The following is a 16,576-nucleotide window of genomic DNA, read 5'->3' on the forward strand; positions in this document are numbered from 1 at the left end:
ATCATTCGGGTTCGCTATAATGCTTACGCACCAAATCCTTAAACAATTCCCCTCTTTCTTCATAACTTTTAAACATATCCCAACTTGTACAGGCTGGCGACAGTAAGACGACGTCACCCGGCACTGCCTCGGTAATAGCAATATTGACAGCATCCTTAAAATCAAGCGTCCGGATAATGTTCGGGAACCCTAAACGGACAGCAATCTCCTCAAGCTCCGGAGCCGCCATCCCCACTAAAATCAGACTTTTTACCCTTATACGTGCTTCCTGCAAGAATTCCGTCATATCAAGGCCTTTGTTTTTACCTCCGGCAATCAGCACGATCGGTTCCTCATAGGACTGAAGGGCTTTGATCGATGAGTCAGGATTGGTTCCCTTGGAGTCATTAATATACAGAATATCATCAAATCTGCCGACGATTTCCTGGCGGTGTTTCACCGGCTGGAAATGACGCAGTACGTCAGCAATTTTGGAGATATCGAGTCCGAACTCAAGCGCAGCTGCCACTGCAGCCATCACGTTCTCAAGATTATGGCCACCCCTCAGCAGCAGTTCCCTGCGTCCGATGATCGTCGCGGCAACGCTATGATCTTTTTTTAGGACAATATCCTCTCCGTTTAAGCAGATTCCGTCTGACAAATTTTCCTTCAAGCTGAAGAATACCACCCGAGCCTTGGCTTTAGCGGCTAATTCTTTAACAATCGGATCATCCCAGTTTAGGATGGCCAAATCTTGTTCCGTCTGGTTTTCAAGGATCCTGGCTTTGGCTGCAGCATATTTCTCCAGTGAACCGTGCCGGTCTAAATGATCAGGTGTCAGGTTTAAAAAGATCGCAATGTTCACCCTGGTCTTATCAATCAGTTCCAGCTGAAAGCTCGAAAGCTCTGCAACAACAATCCCATTCTGATCAAGATGTTCAACCTGGCCGCATAAAGCAAGCCCAATATTCCCGGCGACGACCATCTCACGTCCGGTTTCCTTAGCCAGCTCTCCGACAAGCGTCGTGGTCGTCGTTTTGCCGTTGCTTCCGGTTATGCCGGCAATCACTGCCCTTGAATCCCTCAAAGCAAGCTCTACCTCGCTCCAGAGTGGAATACCCGTCGCTGAGGCCTGCCGGATAAACGGCAGGAGCGGGGAAACCCCCGGTGATAAAACCAGTAAATCGGGCCTGATCTCCTTTAGATCCGGTTCCCTTTCCAAAATAAGATGAGCAGCGTCCAGTTTCAATTCATCTATACCTGTAAGCTTGGCCAAAGGCTGCATATCGGTGAGAAAGACCTCAGCTGCTTTGCTCTGAAGCTTATGAGCCGCAGCTAGGCCGCTTCTGCCACCGCCTACGACCAGCACTCTTTTTTCGGCTAATTCCACAATACGATCCCTCCAACCTTAATTGATCATCAACCAAAAGGCGCTAACTCCAATCAACGTGAAGATGGCTGCAGCCAGCCAAAAAACGCGTACAACCTTTTTTTCGCTCCAGCCGCCCAATTCAAAGTGATGGTGCACCGGACTCATCCGAAATATCCTCTTCCCCCTGGTCTGAAAAGAAACAACCTGAAGAACAACGGACAGACCTTCCAGGACAAAGACCCCGCCGAGAATTAGCAAAACAAATTCACTCTTGCTGAGAACCGAGACCGCAGCCAGCGCTCCGCCCAGAGCAAGTGATCCACAGTCGCCCATAAAGATCCTGGCCGGGTGGATGTTAAACCTTAAGAATCCCAGACAGCCTCCCGCAATGGCCGCGGCAAAAACCGCGAGGTCGCTGGAAGAAACATCGATGCCGTCAATAAATCCTGTCCGCGCAGCCAGATAAGCGATACCGACATAGCCGACAGCCGAAATGACTGTACAGCCTGCGGCCAGTCCGTCCAGTCCGTCTGTCAGGTTAACCGCATTGGACATATACACCACAATAAGTATGACCAGCGGATAATAGAAAATCCCTAAATCTATTTCCAAAGCCGTGAACGGAAGTTCTACCGCTGTACCCCTACCAAGGTACAGGGTGGAAACTCCGACCAATATCACCGCAAGCAGGATTTGACCGGCCAGTTTCTGCCAGGCCCGTAAGCCAAGGTTTTGCTTCCTGATTACTTTTAAAAAATCATCCAGAAAGCCAAGTAAGCCAAAGCCTAAGGTCACAAGGAGCATGGTTAGCATTCCGGGTGAATAAGGTTTTTCCGCAATCATCAGCACCCCGGCTGTAATTCCAATTAGAAATATAAGTCCGCCAATCGTCGGTGTCCCGGCCTTGGCAAGATGCCGTTTGGGGCCATCAACCCGGATACTTTGACCAAATTTTAACGTACGCAGGACTGGTATTAAAAAAGGTCCCGCCAGAAGACTTACCAGCAAGGCAACCCCCGCCGCCAAATAGATTTTTTCCGTCACTTCCCAAATGTTCCTTTCTTAGCCTTAATCACTTAATTCGAAGTTGTATACACACAAAACTTAGAGAGAATTATTCTATCGGGTAGGTCTTCAAGCCACAATACCGCTCCTCGGCGAATTGCGCCATCCATGGCGCAAATGCCGCGCTCCGCAATCCGTGCTCCGCTTTTCGCGGAACTGTGGCTTGCAGACTGATCACCGGAGATAATAGACGTATTTGGGGCCAGTTCAAGATGCTTTGTAGCTCTTTGCAATAAGAGGTGTGCTGCTTTCTATCTATTTTCTTTAGCGAGTAAGCAATGCAATTGAATACCTAAGAGAAATACTTTCATATCTTTCAATCAGTCTGCGAGCCACAGTTCCGCGTTAAGCGGAGCATGGATGCGGAGCGCGGCTCTTTGTGCCACGGAGGGCACAAGAGCCGAAAAGCGGTATTGTGGCTCGCAGACCAACCCAAAAAAATATCGTCGTCTACTCTTCCTGACAAAGCGCACCGCTTACGCGCTCCATCCTCATGCCGCGAGACCCCTTAACCAGAACCCAGACATCACTGCCCATCTCCTCGATAAGCATCTTGGCCAGAGAAACAGCTTCAGCACATTCGCTGCAAACATGAAGGCCAGAGACAGGGAAACCTGCCTCAGAGGCCCCTTGCGCAATATCTTCAGCCATTTTGCCGACTGTGATCAGCGTGTTGATTCCCAGCTCCGCTGCAGCCCGGCCGACATCCCGGTGACCGGGGACGGCAGATTCTCCCAATTCATACATTTCGCCAAGCACCGCGATCGTTTTTGCCCCTCCGCTTTCAGCCAGCACGCGCAGTGAAGCTTTCATGGAGGTAGGATTCGCATTATACACGTCATTAATGATCGTACTCCCGAAAACGCCCTGCTGAATCTCGAGCCTCATTTTGGACAGTTCCAGTTCTTCGAGTGCTTTGGCTCCTTCAGCCAGGGATACCCCTTTGGCCAGTCCAACACTCAAAGCCGCCAGTGCATCGAGTACATTGTGCTCTCCTGGCAACGGGAGGCGAACCTCAGCTCTGTGCTCGCCGGATATAACTTCAAAACACGTCGTTAGCGTCCCAGAGCTTCGGATATTGACAGCATAAACATCTGGAGACGCATTTTTACCGGAAATCCCGTAGAAGACTTTTTTCACATCAGCAGTGGCTGCCTTGCTGACACTGAACGCATCCTCCGCATTCAGCACGGCTATGCCTCCTTCCGACAGAGCGTCAACCAGTTCCCATTTGGCCTTCGCAATATTCTCCTGTGATCCTAACAACTCCAAATGTGTTGTCCCGATATTCGTGATCACAGCAACCGAAGGGCTGCAGATATCGCAAAGGTCCCTAATCTGCCCAAGTCCGCGCATTCCCATCTCCAGAACCATGATCTCGGTTCCTGCCGGTGCATTCAGAATGGTCAGCGGCAGCCCAATCTCGTTATTATGGTTTTCCAGATTCTTATGGACCTTAAAGCTTTTAGCAAGTACGGCAGCCGTCATATCCTTGGTCGTAGTTTTGCCGCAGCTGCCGGTAATCCCAATGACCACAGGATCAAGCGTTTCTCTCCACGCTCTGGCTAGAGCCTGCAAAGCCCACAGAGAATCCTTTACCGCAATGATCGCTTTGCCTGCGGGAATAACCGGAAGTCCAAATTCTCCCAGGCTGTGGGTTTCTGCCAGCGTAATTGACGCCCCGGCTTCAAAGGCTTTGTTGATGAATAGATGTCCGTCGGTCTTTTCTCCCCGGATTGCAGTGAACAGCACTCCTTCGGAAGCTGCTCTGCTGTCAATAACGCATCCCTTAAAATAAGCCGACTCCGAACCGTAAAGTCTGCCGCCAAGAATTTCGGCAATTATACCGCTATTCCACATAACCCAATCTCCTAAGAACTTTATCTGCTTCTTCCCGGTCATCAAAATGTATTTTTTCCGTGCCGAGAATCTGATAATCTTCATGCCCTTTGCCGGCGATAAGTACCGTGTCCCCAGAACCGGCTGCCATACAGGCTTCGTCGATCGCACTGCGGCGGTCTTTTATCACCTTGTAATTGGCTGATTTAAGCCCCGGAATAATATCTTTAATAATTTCATCAGGGTCTTCAGTCCGGGGATTATCTGAGGTTACGACAATGTAGTCGCTAAAATGGCCCGCGGCTTCTCCCATGAGCGGCCTTTTTTTTCGGTCCCTGTCACCGCCGCAGCCAAATACTGTGATCAGTTTTCCACCAGTGATTTCTCTGGCCGTACGCAAAACATTTTCCAGACCGTCCGGTGTATGGGCATAATCGACAATAACCAGAAAAGGCTGGCCTTTGCGAATACTCTCAAATCTGCCCGGAACCCCTTTGATACTTTGAAGCGCTTGCACCACAGTCTCAGTCGGATATCCGCTTTCCAGTGCCCAGGCAATTGCGGCTAGAACATTGTAAACACTGAATTTACCAGGGGTACTGTAAAAAAGCTCGGTCCTTTTCCCGTGAAAAAGCACGTCAAATTCAACACCTCTGTCTGAAAGCCTGATATTCACAGCTCGGTAGTCTGCCTCGTGATCAACACCATACGTGACTACCCTGCAACCTGCCTGTTCTTTCAGAAAAATGCAGGAGCCGTCGTCAGCATTGAGCACAGCCAGCTGGCCGGCTTTTCCGCCGTTCAATCCGGAGAAAAGCAGCGCTTTCGCTTTGAGGTATTCCTGCATATCCTTATGGTAATCCAAATGATCCTGTGTCAGATTGGTAAAAATCCCGGCATTGAATACACAGCCGTTGACTCTTCCCAAATCGAGTGCATGCGAGGATACTTCCATCACGGTGAGATCCACATTTTCCGCAACCATTTCAGCTAATAAAAGTTGAATTTCCGTCGATTCAGGCGTGGTATGCTGGCCGGGATACGCATTGTTTCCTATTCTGCTGCCAAGTGTACCGATCAGACCAGTTTTCTTGCCGCTTTGCTGAACGATCCGCTCAATCAGGTGCGTCACTGTGGTTTTACCGTTCGTCCCGGTTACACCGACAAGTTCAAGCCGGTCGGATGGATTCCCGAAGACGTCAGCCGCTAAAAAACCCATGGCCTTCCGGGTATCCGTAAATTTAAGCTGGGGTACGGCTAGCGGCAAGAACTCCTCCACGGCTAACGCTGTAGCGCCGGCCTGGACAGCAGCCTCGGCAAACGCATGACCGTCCGCCTGATAACCTCTGATGCATACATATAGATTGCCCGGAGATACCGTTCTTGAGTCATGGGAGATCCCATTAATTACCGTCTGCGTATCTCCAAGCACTTCAACCTGTTTCATACCGTCAATGATTTCCGCCAGTGTTTTTTCAGAACTAGACACGAGCTACACCTCTTCTCAGCTATCTTACCACAATCATGCTTTTTTTTCTAACTCCATCCTGATTATGACATATCGTCTTTATTCGGCCAGGTCCGGATTCAGGCTGATCGGGATCCGCTCTCCCAGGTTTTCAATCGCTTCCACATCCGGGTCACTCACTTCGAGCCAGGGAGCGAAGGTTTCTTTGCCTGTTTCCGTTCCAAAATAAAGCAGCACCGTTGAACCTTTTTCGACCTCTGCGTCTCCATGCGGGATCTGGTCAACTACGACCGCGCCACTGCCTTTCACTTTTACGTTAAATCCTTGCTTTTTCAGGGCCGCTTGGGCCTCAGCTGAAGTATATCCCAGAACGGAAGGTACAGTGGCGGCTTCTTTGATAGCGGGGAACTCCACACCATAAAGCGGTTCTCCCGGAGTGAGCGGAGCATTCAGATCAGGCTGGACACCAAGATATTTCAGGGAATCAAGCATAACACTCGAGAATACCGGGGCTGCCACAACCCCACCATAGAACGGGACACCATCAATGATGACCAGGATTGCCAGACGTGGATTATCTGCCGGTGCGAATCCGATAAAAGATGCAACATATTCTCCCTGAATATAGCCACCGCTGCCGACTTTCTGGGCTGTGCCGGTTTTCCCCGCTACCCGGTAACCAGGAAGGAAGGTTCTTCTACCCGTGCCATTGGTGACGACAGATTCCAAGATTTCACGCTCCAGCTTGGCCGTATCCTCACTGATGACCCGCCGCACCGTCTTCTTCGCAAATGGAACAAGCACTTTACCAGTCGGCACCGTAATTTCCTGAACCAACTGGGGCTCAAGCAGCGTACCTCCGTTGGCAACCGCTGAAACTGCTGTCAGGAGCTGAATAGGGGTAACATTATTGGTTTGGCCAATGGACATCGTGGCCAGATCCAAGGCTGTTGCCTTCTTCTTTTTGGCCAGGATACCTTTCGCCTCTCCAGACATTTCAATCCCTGTCTTCTGCCCAAAACCGAAGGCTGTCAGATATTGATAAAACTTATCCATCCCAAGGCGTTGCCCCAGCATAATAAATCCTGGGTTGCAGGAGTTCTCGACAACTTCCACCATGGTTTGGGTTCCATGTCCGCCAGCTTTCCAACAACGGATCTTTTTGTTTAAGATTGTTGCATAACCGGGATCTGTAAACCTTTCTTTCGGGTTATAGTCACCCTCTTCAATCGCTGCTGCGAGTGTAATGATCTTAAAGGTTGACCCTGGTTCATAGCCATTTTGGATCGCAATATTTCGCCGAGTCGACGCATTGGACGCTTGGTAGTTATTCGGATCATAAGTGGGTGCAGAAGCGATCGCCAGCATTCGTCCTGTTGAAGGCTCCATAACAAGAATAGAGGCACTCTTTGGGACTTTGCCTTCCATGTTGACACCTTGGCCAGCCATCAGTTTGGCCAGCTCTCTTTCGGCAAAATCCTGGATGTTTTTGTCAATGGTAAGTTTGACTGTATTTCCCTGAACCGGCTGGATAAATTCATGCTGGCCTCCGGGAATTTTTATGCCGTTTGCTCCGTATTCGGTAAGGATGCTGCCGGATGTTCCTGTAAGTTCTTCATCCCTGGAGTATTCAATTCCTTCCAGCCCCTGACTGTCAATTCCGGTAAAACCTAAAATATGCGCCGCCAATAAGCCATTCGGATAAAACCGTGTACTGTCTTCGATAATACCGATACCCGGGAAATTTTTCCTGGTGATCTCTGCTGCAACTTCCGCAGATACTTTCTTTTTGACATACTCGACGGAAGTCCGTTTCGTAATTTTTTGCAGAACCTGTCCTTGGTCCGTGTCCAGAATAGCGGCAAGTCCGGCCGCTATTTCATCCTGCCGCTTGGATTTTCTGACTTCGGCCGGAATCGCATAGACCGTCTGGGCACTGACACTCATCGCTAGGATATTGCCGTTGCAGTCTTCAATATTGCCTCTTTTAGCTGCGACCGGAACACCGCGGTAATGCTCGGCATCCGCCAGGTCTTTTAGGAAAGGGCCGTCCCGCAGCTGAACAAACGCGAGCCGGATAATCAGAATCAGCAGGAAAAGGCTGCATAGCCCAAATAACAAGAGAATTCTTTTACGCGTCTTGATGTATTGCACCATAGAAAATCTACCCCTTTTGAACAGAGGTAGATTAAACTCAGGCGACGCTATCTTTGGGTTGAAGCAAAAAAACTAGAAAATATGCTGAATACATTTTCAAATATAGAATTGGCTTTGCCTTCATCCGGCACCGCCGCAGTCTTCTGAGTTTGGTCAACCTCTGCTGTACTCTCAGGCTGGATCAGGCTGCTGGCGATATAGATCGTTCCTTCCGGCTTCTCCATACCCATCGCCAGGGCAACCTTTTCAATTCTGGAAACGGAGCTGAGCTTGTCGACTTCAACCTGCAACAGATCATTTTCTACGTTCAGGGTCTGAATTTCTTTTTGCAGGGCTTTGATTTCCGCAGCTTTGACCACGGTGATATGTACTGTTTTGGCCCCAATCAGACCGAACATTCCAATGATCCCCAACATGACCAAGAGCGCTATGGCCCGGTACTTCAGCATCTGAGAGGTCTTTTTGGACGGGGCGGCTTTTTTGGCCTTTGGCTTGCCTTTATCAAGGATTTGATCATATTCCTGATAGGCAAAGGATTCATTGAATTGTAGTTTTCTCTGTGCTGTTAACATCGTATTCTTCTCCCCCCCTATTTAGACCTTAAGTTTCTCAGCAGTACGAAGCTTGGCGCTCCGCGATCTGGGATTATCATTTTCCTCTTCCCTGGATGGAACAATCGGTTTTTTATTGACCAGCCTCGCAAGGGGTTTTGTCCCGCAGCAACAAACCGGAAGAGAAGGAGGACATGTACATTTGCCCATCCAGGACTGAAATTTGTTTTTAACAATTCTGTCTTCCAAAGAATGAAAGGTGATGACGGCTATTCTTCCGCCATCCTGCAGGCACCGCAGAGCCTGATCCAATGTTTCTTCCAGTACCTCAAGTTCTTTATTCACAGCAATCCTTAAAGCCTGAAAAGTGCGCTTGGCAGGATGAGGTCCTTCTCTGCGGGCTGCAGCAGGGACCGCATTCTTTATGATTTCAACAAGTTGCCCTGTTGTTCTGATTCTATCGTGAATTCGGGCTTCGCCAATAAACTTTGCAATCCTCAGCGCCCATTTTTCTTCTCCGTAATCCCGGATAATTCCGGTCAGGTCTTCCACACTCCAGCTGTTGACGATTTCTTCGGCAGTAAGCGGTTTTCTGCGGTCCATGCGCATGTCGAGCGTTGCATCCTGCATATAGCTGAAGCCTCTTTCCGCTTCATCCAGTTGGGGCGACGAAACCCCTAAATCATACATGATCCCCGCTGCCGGCAATAAGCTATTCGTTCGGATCGTATCCTCAAGTTCCACAAAGTTCTTTTGAAAAACAGTGACTCTTGGGTCATTGGCAAACTTCATGCGGGCATTGGCAACAGCAATTTCATCCTGATCAAAACATACCAGCCTGCCCGAAGCACTCAACCGCTGGAGCAGCAGTGCCGAGTGTCCGGCTCCCCCCAGCGTACAGTCCACGTATAGCCCGTCAGGGTCTGTAAACAGCATTTCAATTGTCTCTTGCAGCAGGACGCTTTGGTGTTCAAAAACCACTTAGGGCCATTCCTTTCTTTGCTTTATCGCAAGCGTACCCACTTTTTGTTCAGCCTATGTACAATGGTGTATTCTCTATATCATTAAACCCATTGCAGCAAGGGATTCAGCATCATCTTCATAATTTTTGGCTGCGTTGGTGCTGTATTCTCTCCATTTCAAGGAATCCCAGACCTCGATTCTATCCATGACACCGACAACAACGACATCTTTTTCCAAAAAAGCACGCTCCCGTAAATTCGCAGGTACCAAGATCCTCCCCTGTTTATCAAATTCGCACTCGGCAGCGCTGGAAAAGAACAAGCGGGTAAATTCACGGGCTCTGGTTTGCGATACAGGAAGCTGTTTCAGCTTCTCCACAAAATCAAACCATCCGTTTTCAGGGTAAAGAAAAAGACAGTCTTCCATCCCCTTGGTAATAAACGACTTATTGCCAAGAAGCTCTCTGAACTTTGCCGGTATGATCAGACGGCCTTTATTGTCTATCGTATGGAGAAATTCCCCCATGAACATAATCTTCACCCCACCAGGCACCACTTATTTACCACTTCAACCCACTATACCCCACATATTCTCTATTTTTTTGAGAATTCCTGCTGCAAAAAAAAGAAAACAAAAAAAATAGGAATTTAGTCCCTATCTTTTATGTTTTTCCTTAATCCGCTAACCAAAAAAATCCAAACGTAATGATTAGGTAATGTCCTGCGAATTTTTATTCGGCAGGATCGCAGCAGCAAAATTCTGTTCTTGGAAAAGCTCACGAATCAGTTCCCGCAGAATCAGATTTTTCACCATCTTGGGCAGAACGCCGCTTTGCTTCACGAAAGCAGGCAGGGCAAATGCTTCCCCGCTGTTTTTTGTTTTCACTTCCCGTAAATTCGTACTGACCAATTCCAGAAAATCCTGAAACGAATAGATTCGAAACCTATAGATATCCTGTTCCAGGGCAATAAATTCCAAAAGGGCAATTACCATTTCCTCATAACTTGTTTCTTTTTTCATATCGAGCAAAGCAGCAATCTTCGGTATAATATATTCATAAAGCATCCTCCTGTAAGGAATGCCTTTAAAGCCCAGCTTTTCTCCCAACGCCAAAATTTTTTTCTCACCGAGAGACAGCATCATGCGAATAAAAAAGTCCTCATCCCCTGTTGGTTCGATATAATACTTTTGGCCTTTCAGACGCCTGAACTGCCTTATAACATCGTAATAACCAAGTTTAAGATGATATCTGGCCTGTTCATTGCTGAAATCCAGGATACTGCCAAGCGTCTCGGCGGGAGAAATATATTGAACATGAACCTCCCTGTCCGCAAGCTTTCTGCGACGGCCCAGCGCGTTGGTCCTGATAGCAATGATCTCTTTGAAACCTTTGCTCACCAGCATGTTTAAAGGCAGATTGTCATAGAAACCGCCGTCAAGATAGTGTTTTCCGTCAATTTTTTCTTGCTGAAAAGCAGGAAGGTTTGAGCTCGCCAGTAAATACTCTACAACTTTGCCTTTGGGGACATCCTCCAGAAAAAATTCCACGGGTTTCATATCCGACAGGGAAACCGTCGTAAATCCGAACAACATTTTGGATTCTCTAAGCTTGTCTTCATCCACGATTTCCTGAAGCAGTTTTTTGATAAATGTGATATCCAGGCCTTTGCTGGAGGCAATTTCCTTGGCCTTTTTCATATAGTAAAGCAGTCCGTCATGAGATATGTCCAACTTTTTAAGTTCTTCCAGCCGTACTTCTTCAATATCAAATACCTTCGAGGGAGACATCTCATACCACAGCTCATACGCTTTATCCAGTTCGCCCTGAACAATCATCGCTCCATTCAGCGCCCCGATGGACGTACCGGCCACTGCCCCGTAGTTTATGCCCAATTCCCGCATCGCCTTACAGGCTCCGATCTGATAGGCGCCTTTTGCACCTCCGCCTTCCAAAACAAGACCGTACATCCTTCCACTCCTTCACTCAAACTCCTGAAGTTAATACCGGATAAGGAAAACTTAATCGGCGCCAAACCTTTGGCGGCAACCTCACCTGCACTTACTTCTATCAAAAATGCTTACACTTTTATGATACACTAAAAAAGCCCTGCGGAATATACCGCAGGGCCTTGTTGTTGCGAGAATGATCGGGGGTACTTGGAGTCCTTACTGTCCGACGGCTTTGTTAAGCTCTGCCACCAGATCATCAGGGTTTTTGCCATGCGTGATCGCAGCGCCTTCAACACTCTCCCTTGTTGCAGACGGGCATCCTAGACAGTGCATACCAAGTGCCACAAAAATTTCTGCAGTTTGCGGGTATTGTCTGAGAACCTGGCCGATAACCATATCTTTCGTGATCATTCGATTTCCTCCTGTACAAGTTAGTTCAATGCTATTATAAAATATTTCATTATAAGAAGCAAATAAATTCATCCACCATTAGTTAGAAATAGATATTAAAATAATTGAAAAGAAAAGTCGATGTTGGGCAAGACCATTTGAATCAGATAGGAAAAATCCTGGTAATGCCATAAACACGTGATCAGAATGCCAAAAAAGACTGTGGCTGGAACGATCAGCAGGCGTGAGTGTTTCCCACCAGCTTTCCAGGAGCCTCTGATCCTGGCAGGCAGGAATATAACAGACAGAAGGATATACGTTGCAATCGGGAAATAGTAAGGCATGCCGTATATTGTCAGCACGAAAGCAACGCCAACAAGAACAATCCAGCCGTATTTTCTTTCCATCCAGCATGTCAGCCCCAACGTCCCTGGATTTTGTGGGAAGGCTGAAGCTGCAACCCCAACCTGCAGCAGTCTTAAGACAATCAAAAAGAAGGAGATAAGGATGCAGACAAGTGCGAACGGGAGATCCTGTACTTCCTTAAGCCAGGTGAAGTCGTAAGAAATCCAGGGCGGTATGGTATCGGCCGGTAAATCAAAAAGCGGAGAAGCAACAATCGCTCCGAGTGTTCCCATGCGGGCCACGAGTGACAGACAACACCAAAAAAAAGCTCTGCGCACGGACCTTTTGGGTAAATCATTAAACAGCTCCTGATATTTCCATTTAATCATGAAGAAGTTTTGGGCACTCAAAAACACAAGACAGATCAGCCATAAAATTACGGCGACTTTTTCCGCTTTCCATTTGGAATCTGATGGTTGCACTGCGTTGGCTGACCCATCGGAATAATAAGTCAGCTTTCCCCATTCGCCCTTCAATCCTTCAGGCAGGATCAAAATATTCTCTGTTACGCTTGAATGGACCGGACCTTTCGGAAATGAAAGTTGATACTGCGAAAAGCCGGAAATCATATCCCCGGTCTTCTGAAGATATTTTGAGGAAGCCGCGGAATCATCAATGCCTTTGGCAACTGTCCAGGCCAATACCGACGGATGCTTTGCCGCAACGGCAACAAGATCTTCAAAAACCGCCGGATCCGGTATTTTAGACGACGCCGTGAAACCGACAGGCATTTCCAGCCATACGCCCACGCCGAGCTTGTCCGCGGCATACAGCCAGCTCTCATCCGGGAAGAAGCCCATAAAGCAGATCACATGATAGCCACCGGATTTAAGATTCTTCAGAAAAGCCTCCATTTGGCGCTGATTTCGAATTGTGTAATCCTGTTCCCGAGAAATGATTTGGCCCCGGACGTCCAAGGCTGTACCGTTTATTTTCCATTTCCCGTTTGCTGTTCCCAGCTGACGGATTCCGACCGGGAGCTGAAGACTGTCATAGCCTCCGCGGTTATTGGTTATATTCAACTTAAGCTCATACAAGAAAGGATCTTCCAGACTCCAGAAATGTGCAGTCGGCAGCTGAAAAACCAGCTCCGCGTCTTGCTCAAATTTGCCGTTGGTACTCAGCGGAAGCACACATTCGGCGAGCTTCTGCTGATTAGCAGTTAAAGCTCCATTTAAGACCCAAGGTCCTTGCTCCAGCATATCGTGATGCTTGATCTTCACGCGAGCCTTCACTTGCTTTTTCGCTGAATCATACGTAACAGCTATGCTTGATAAATCAATGGTCGTTTCCGACACTGCCTCCAGGCGTACCTGACCGGTAATTTTTCCTTGTTCCGGCCATAACCAGCCAAAAATTCTGTTCTGCTGAACGCTGTTCTTCTCAGTCTTGAGGTACAGCGTGTTTTCCTTGCTGAAATCAAATCTGGAGGCAGGAAAGTTTAAAATATATACGCCGCCGTTTCCTTCAACTTCACCGATCAAATTCACATCATCAATGCCATTTAAGAATACACTGACCTTTCCGCTTACCCCTTCCAGAGTTAGCTGAGCCGTCTTGTAACTCCATTTGCCGGCAACAGAAAATTTTTTAGCGGCAACCTCGAACCCCTGACTCGAAGGTATAATCAAATCTTTGGCCTGGTTGAGGTCCAAAACATCAATCATGTTATCCGTTGCCTCATTTTCATAGGTCAAAGCCTGCCTTAAGCTTGAATAGCTATTCCATTTTCCGCCTAAATCCTGGGCAATCCTGTACGGTTTTGTGACAGGATTATCACTGTATAGTTCAACACCCCGAGTATTTTCCCAGCATATGGATACTGCGAGAGCAGCAATAATAAACATTGAAACAAGTATTACTGTAAATCTTTTAAACATAAAACCTCGCAAAATCTTGCATTTCCATATTTATTTCGAGCAAAGCCCTAAAAAAACCTGCAAAAATTTAGAAAACTTGGCTGCCAAGCTTTGGCAGCCTTAGTTAGACTTAGATCCATCAGAAAGACGTTATGACCGCGGCATTTATCCATCCATGGACATCAAAAATGCTGATAACAGTCCGAAACTATTACCAGCATCATATTTAGCGTTCTCTTGTTTAGAAGTTCACCCCAACATTTGACCAAGAGCCTTATTCTTTGCTATCTTTGCTATCTTGACAACCTGGACATACCCCATAAAATACCAGGTTATGGGTATGTACATCAAAGCCTGTTTTATCAGTGACCATTGCATCCATATCAATCAATGAGCTATGAAAATCGACAACCCTGCCACAGCTCGAACACATCACATGATAATGGTTTACCGGATTACCATCGAAACGGCTGGACATATCCCCACAAGGAAGTTCCAGAAGGAACCCATGTTCCTTGAGCATATTCAGGGTGTTGTAAATCGTGCCCAGACTCACACCAGGGAACTTCGTCTTCACCTGCTTGTAAATCTCTTCCGCAGTGGGATGGGAATCCGTAACTAATAAAAATTCCAAAATTGCCTGCCTTTGGGGAGTAAAGCGTATTCCCTTATCCTTTAATCCCTTTAGAATTTCGACAGCATTCACGGCTTTCAATTCCTTTCGTCAATTGTTGAGAAACTTTGAATTTGTATATAAATTTAGTTTGTTTTTAGAATCATTATAATTATTTGTATTATATACCCACCGAACAAATGCCGTCAATAAAAAGAAAGAGCATCCTTAGATACTCTTTCTTTATTACCGTATTTAATTATCCTTCAATAATTGCACCTGAAGGACAAGCGTCTACACAAGCGCCACAGTCTGCGCAGGTATCAGCATCGATGACATATTTGCCGTCGCCTTCGCTAATAGCTCCTACTGCACATTCGTCGACACAGGATCCGCATGTTGTGCAGTCGTCAGTAATAACGTATGCCATAGTCCCAACCCCCCTTTTCCTATCTCACCAGCAACTATATCAAAGTGCAGACAAAAAAACAAGTGTATTTTTGAGCTAAGCTATTTTCGGAAAGAAAAATGATTGCCATGCAAACCTTAAAATATTTGAAATACTAAGGCCTGTATGGCACCTTGTATAATCTCCTCAGGCAATAGGAACAATATGGAAGTATCCGGTTGCTGACGTGGTTGCGGCGAAATATGACCCTGGAAATATCATCGTGTTCGTGTCCGCAGGAACGGCATCTTTCAATCATTGAATTTCCATCTCCCGTTTGTGTTATTGTGAACAAAGAACGTAACTAACGTCACCATTGTTTAGTTCTATTATTCTCCAATCAACCTGTTTTTAAACATCAAAGCATGAGGTTTTCGCCCCGCAAACCCGGTTATTTCTTTTACGCCGAATAGCTTTAACTGCCTGACAACCTCTTTAAGATCGCGTCCCACCGTACTTGGTTCATGCGCATCTGAACCCAGGGTGATCGGGATGCCCATCTGGTGAATCAGTTCAAGCAGTTTCGGCTCCGGATAAAATTCCTGCACAGGCTTATACCGTCCGTTGGTATTGACTTCGATGGCCAGTCCTTGCTTCCTGATCGTTTCCAGGGCCCCGGCCGCAAGAATCCTTACGTCTGTCTGCGGCCTTATTTTGAACAGTTTGATCAAATCGAAATGCCCGATAATCTGAAACATTCCGCTGGCAGCTGCTTTTTCCACCAGCGCGAAGTACTCCAGGTACAAGCTGTCAGGATCCCGCCTGAGATGTTCTTCTTCTTCCTCGGGATAATCGAAGAACCATCCGTTAATCTCATGGACAGAACCGATCGTATAGTCAAAAGGATATGAACTGATCCGTTTGCGGATCAGCTCTTCATTCTCTTCCCGATAGTCGACCTCAAGACCTATTCTCACCTGCAATTCAGGATACTCTTCGGCGACTTCCCTGATCAGATCCAGGTTTAGGTCATTCCAGTACATATCATGATCTGCAAAACCGATCTGAACTAAATTCTTCTTTTTAGCCTCGTCAAGAAAAAGACAGATATTTCCTCTTGTTACTTCCCGGTCGAGATGCCCGAGCAAATGAACATGTAAATCAAGCATAACATACCTCATAACCTTTTATATTTTTCTTTTAACCTTAGATCGAATGATTCATCCTATCCAAAGATTATCCGGCGGAATATGAAACATCTGTATGCAATCTATTTTCCATAAAAAGCACCGAATTCCTGCAAAAAAACTTTTGCATAGTTTCTTAGGAAACGGGACACAATGGTATTAGTCTCACGTTTTCCAATTTTATCCCCACTCCTCTCTTTTCTTAACTTGCGGCAGATGGTCGCAAGTTTTTTTTGTTATTTAACAGAAATATATATATTAGAAATCATATAATTCAGACATGCGGCTGGTTCAAGCGAATAGAATTAACCGAGTGATCTTATTCTGAAAAGCCGAAGGAGCTGCTGATGCTTGTCCCCGTCTGTTTTACTTTTTTAGGCCTGATGCTAT

The 16,576-nt window shown here is 46.9% G+C and carries 14 protein-coding genes; all 14 read right to left on the reverse strand.

What is annotated here, in order from left to right; all coding sequences use genetic code 11:
• Position 1: 1 nt before the first annotated feature.
• Positions 2–1,369 carry a UDP-N-acetylmuramoyl-L-alanine--D-glutamate ligase gene (gene murD, locus NC238_10230; GenBank protein ID MCM1566306.1) on the reverse strand — a complete coding sequence of 456 codons (1,368 nt, stop codon included), beginning with the start codon at positions 1,367–1,369 and terminating at the stop codon, positions 2–4.
• A gap of 18 nt (positions 1,370–1,387) precedes the next feature.
• The gene (mraY, locus tag NC238_10235) at positions 1,388–2,395 is read right to left on the reverse strand and encodes a phospho-N-acetylmuramoyl-pentapeptide-transferase (GenBank protein MCM1566307.1); all 1,008 of its coding nucleotides are present in this window, start codon (positions 2,393–2,395) and stop codon (positions 1,388–1,390) included.
• Between the two features lie 471 nt (positions 2,396–2,866).
• Positions 2,867–4,276 (reverse strand): UDP-N-acetylmuramoyl-tripeptide--D-alanyl-D-alanine ligase, encoded by a 1,410-nt coding sequence (locus NC238_10240; GenBank protein ID MCM1566308.1) that lies wholly within the window; start codon positions 4,274–4,276, stop codon positions 2,867–2,869.
• Entirely contained in the window at positions 4,266–5,744 is a 1,479-nt protein-coding gene (locus tag NC238_10245) for a UDP-N-acetylmuramoyl-L-alanyl-D-glutamate--2,6-diaminopimelate ligase (protein ID MCM1566309.1), read from the reverse strand. Before NC238_10245 ends, NC238_10240 begins: the two co-directional genes overlap by 11 nt.
• Before the next feature lie 78 nt (positions 5,745–5,822).
• Positions 5,823–7,880 carry a penicillin-binding transpeptidase domain-containing protein gene (locus tag NC238_10250; protein MCM1566310.1) on the reverse strand — a complete coding sequence of 686 codons (2,058 nt, stop codon included), beginning with the start codon at positions 7,878–7,880 and terminating at the stop codon, positions 5,823–5,825.
• Positions 7,881–7,927: 47 nt separating this feature from the next.
• On the reverse strand, positions 7,928–8,452 hold the full coding sequence (locus NC238_10255; protein ID MCM1566311.1) for a septum formation initiator family protein: 525 nt from the start codon (positions 8,450–8,452) through the stop codon (positions 7,928–7,930).
• Positions 8,453–8,473: 21 nt separating this feature from the next.
• Positions 8,474–9,412, reverse strand: coding sequence for a 16S rRNA (cytosine(1402)-N(4))-methyltransferase RsmH (gene rsmH, locus NC238_10260; GenBank protein ID MCM1566312.1), 939 nt, complete (start codon positions 9,410–9,412; stop codon positions 8,474–8,476).
• A gap of 75 nt (positions 9,413–9,487) precedes the next feature.
• Entirely contained in the window at positions 9,488–9,925 is a 438-nt protein-coding gene (gene mraZ / locus NC238_10265; GenBank protein ID MCM1566313.1) for a division/cell wall cluster transcriptional repressor MraZ, read from the reverse strand.
• 177 nt (positions 9,926–10,102) lie between these two features.
• Positions 10,103–11,362: a patatin-like phospholipase family protein gene (locus NC238_10270; protein MCM1566314.1), complete on the reverse strand. Its 1,260-nt coding sequence runs from the start codon at positions 11,360–11,362 to the stop codon at positions 10,103–10,105.
• Between the two features lie 198 nt (positions 11,363–11,560).
• Positions 11,561–11,755: a DUF1858 domain-containing protein gene (locus NC238_10275; GenBank protein MCM1566315.1), complete on the reverse strand. Its 195-nt coding sequence runs from the start codon at positions 11,753–11,755 to the stop codon at positions 11,561–11,563.
• A 95-nt stretch (positions 11,756–11,850) separates the two neighbouring features.
• On the reverse strand, positions 11,851–14,019 hold the full coding sequence (locus NC238_10280) for a beta-galactosidase (GenBank protein MCM1566316.1): 2,169 nt from the start codon (positions 14,017–14,019) through the stop codon (positions 11,851–11,853).
• A 253-nt stretch (positions 14,020–14,272) separates the two neighbouring features.
• Entirely contained in the window at positions 14,273–14,704 is a 432-nt protein-coding gene (locus tag NC238_10285; protein ID MCM1566317.1) for a transcriptional repressor, read from the reverse strand.
• A 166-nt stretch (positions 14,705–14,870) separates the two neighbouring features.
• Positions 14,871–15,041, reverse strand: a complete 171-nt coding sequence (locus NC238_10290) for a 4Fe-4S binding protein (protein ID MCM1566318.1) — start codon at positions 15,039–15,041, stop codon at positions 14,871–14,873.
• 347 nt (positions 15,042–15,388) lie between these two features.
• On the reverse strand, positions 15,389–16,168 hold the full coding sequence (locus NC238_10295) for a histidinol-phosphatase HisJ family protein (protein MCM1566319.1): 780 nt from the start codon (positions 16,166–16,168) through the stop codon (positions 15,389–15,391).
• Positions 16,169–16,576 lie beyond the last annotated feature (408 nt).

The sequence above is a fragment of the Dehalobacter sp. genome (assembly GCA_023667845.1).
Lineage (GTDB): Bacteria > Bacillota > Desulfitobacteriia > Desulfitobacteriales > Syntrophobotulaceae > Dehalobacter.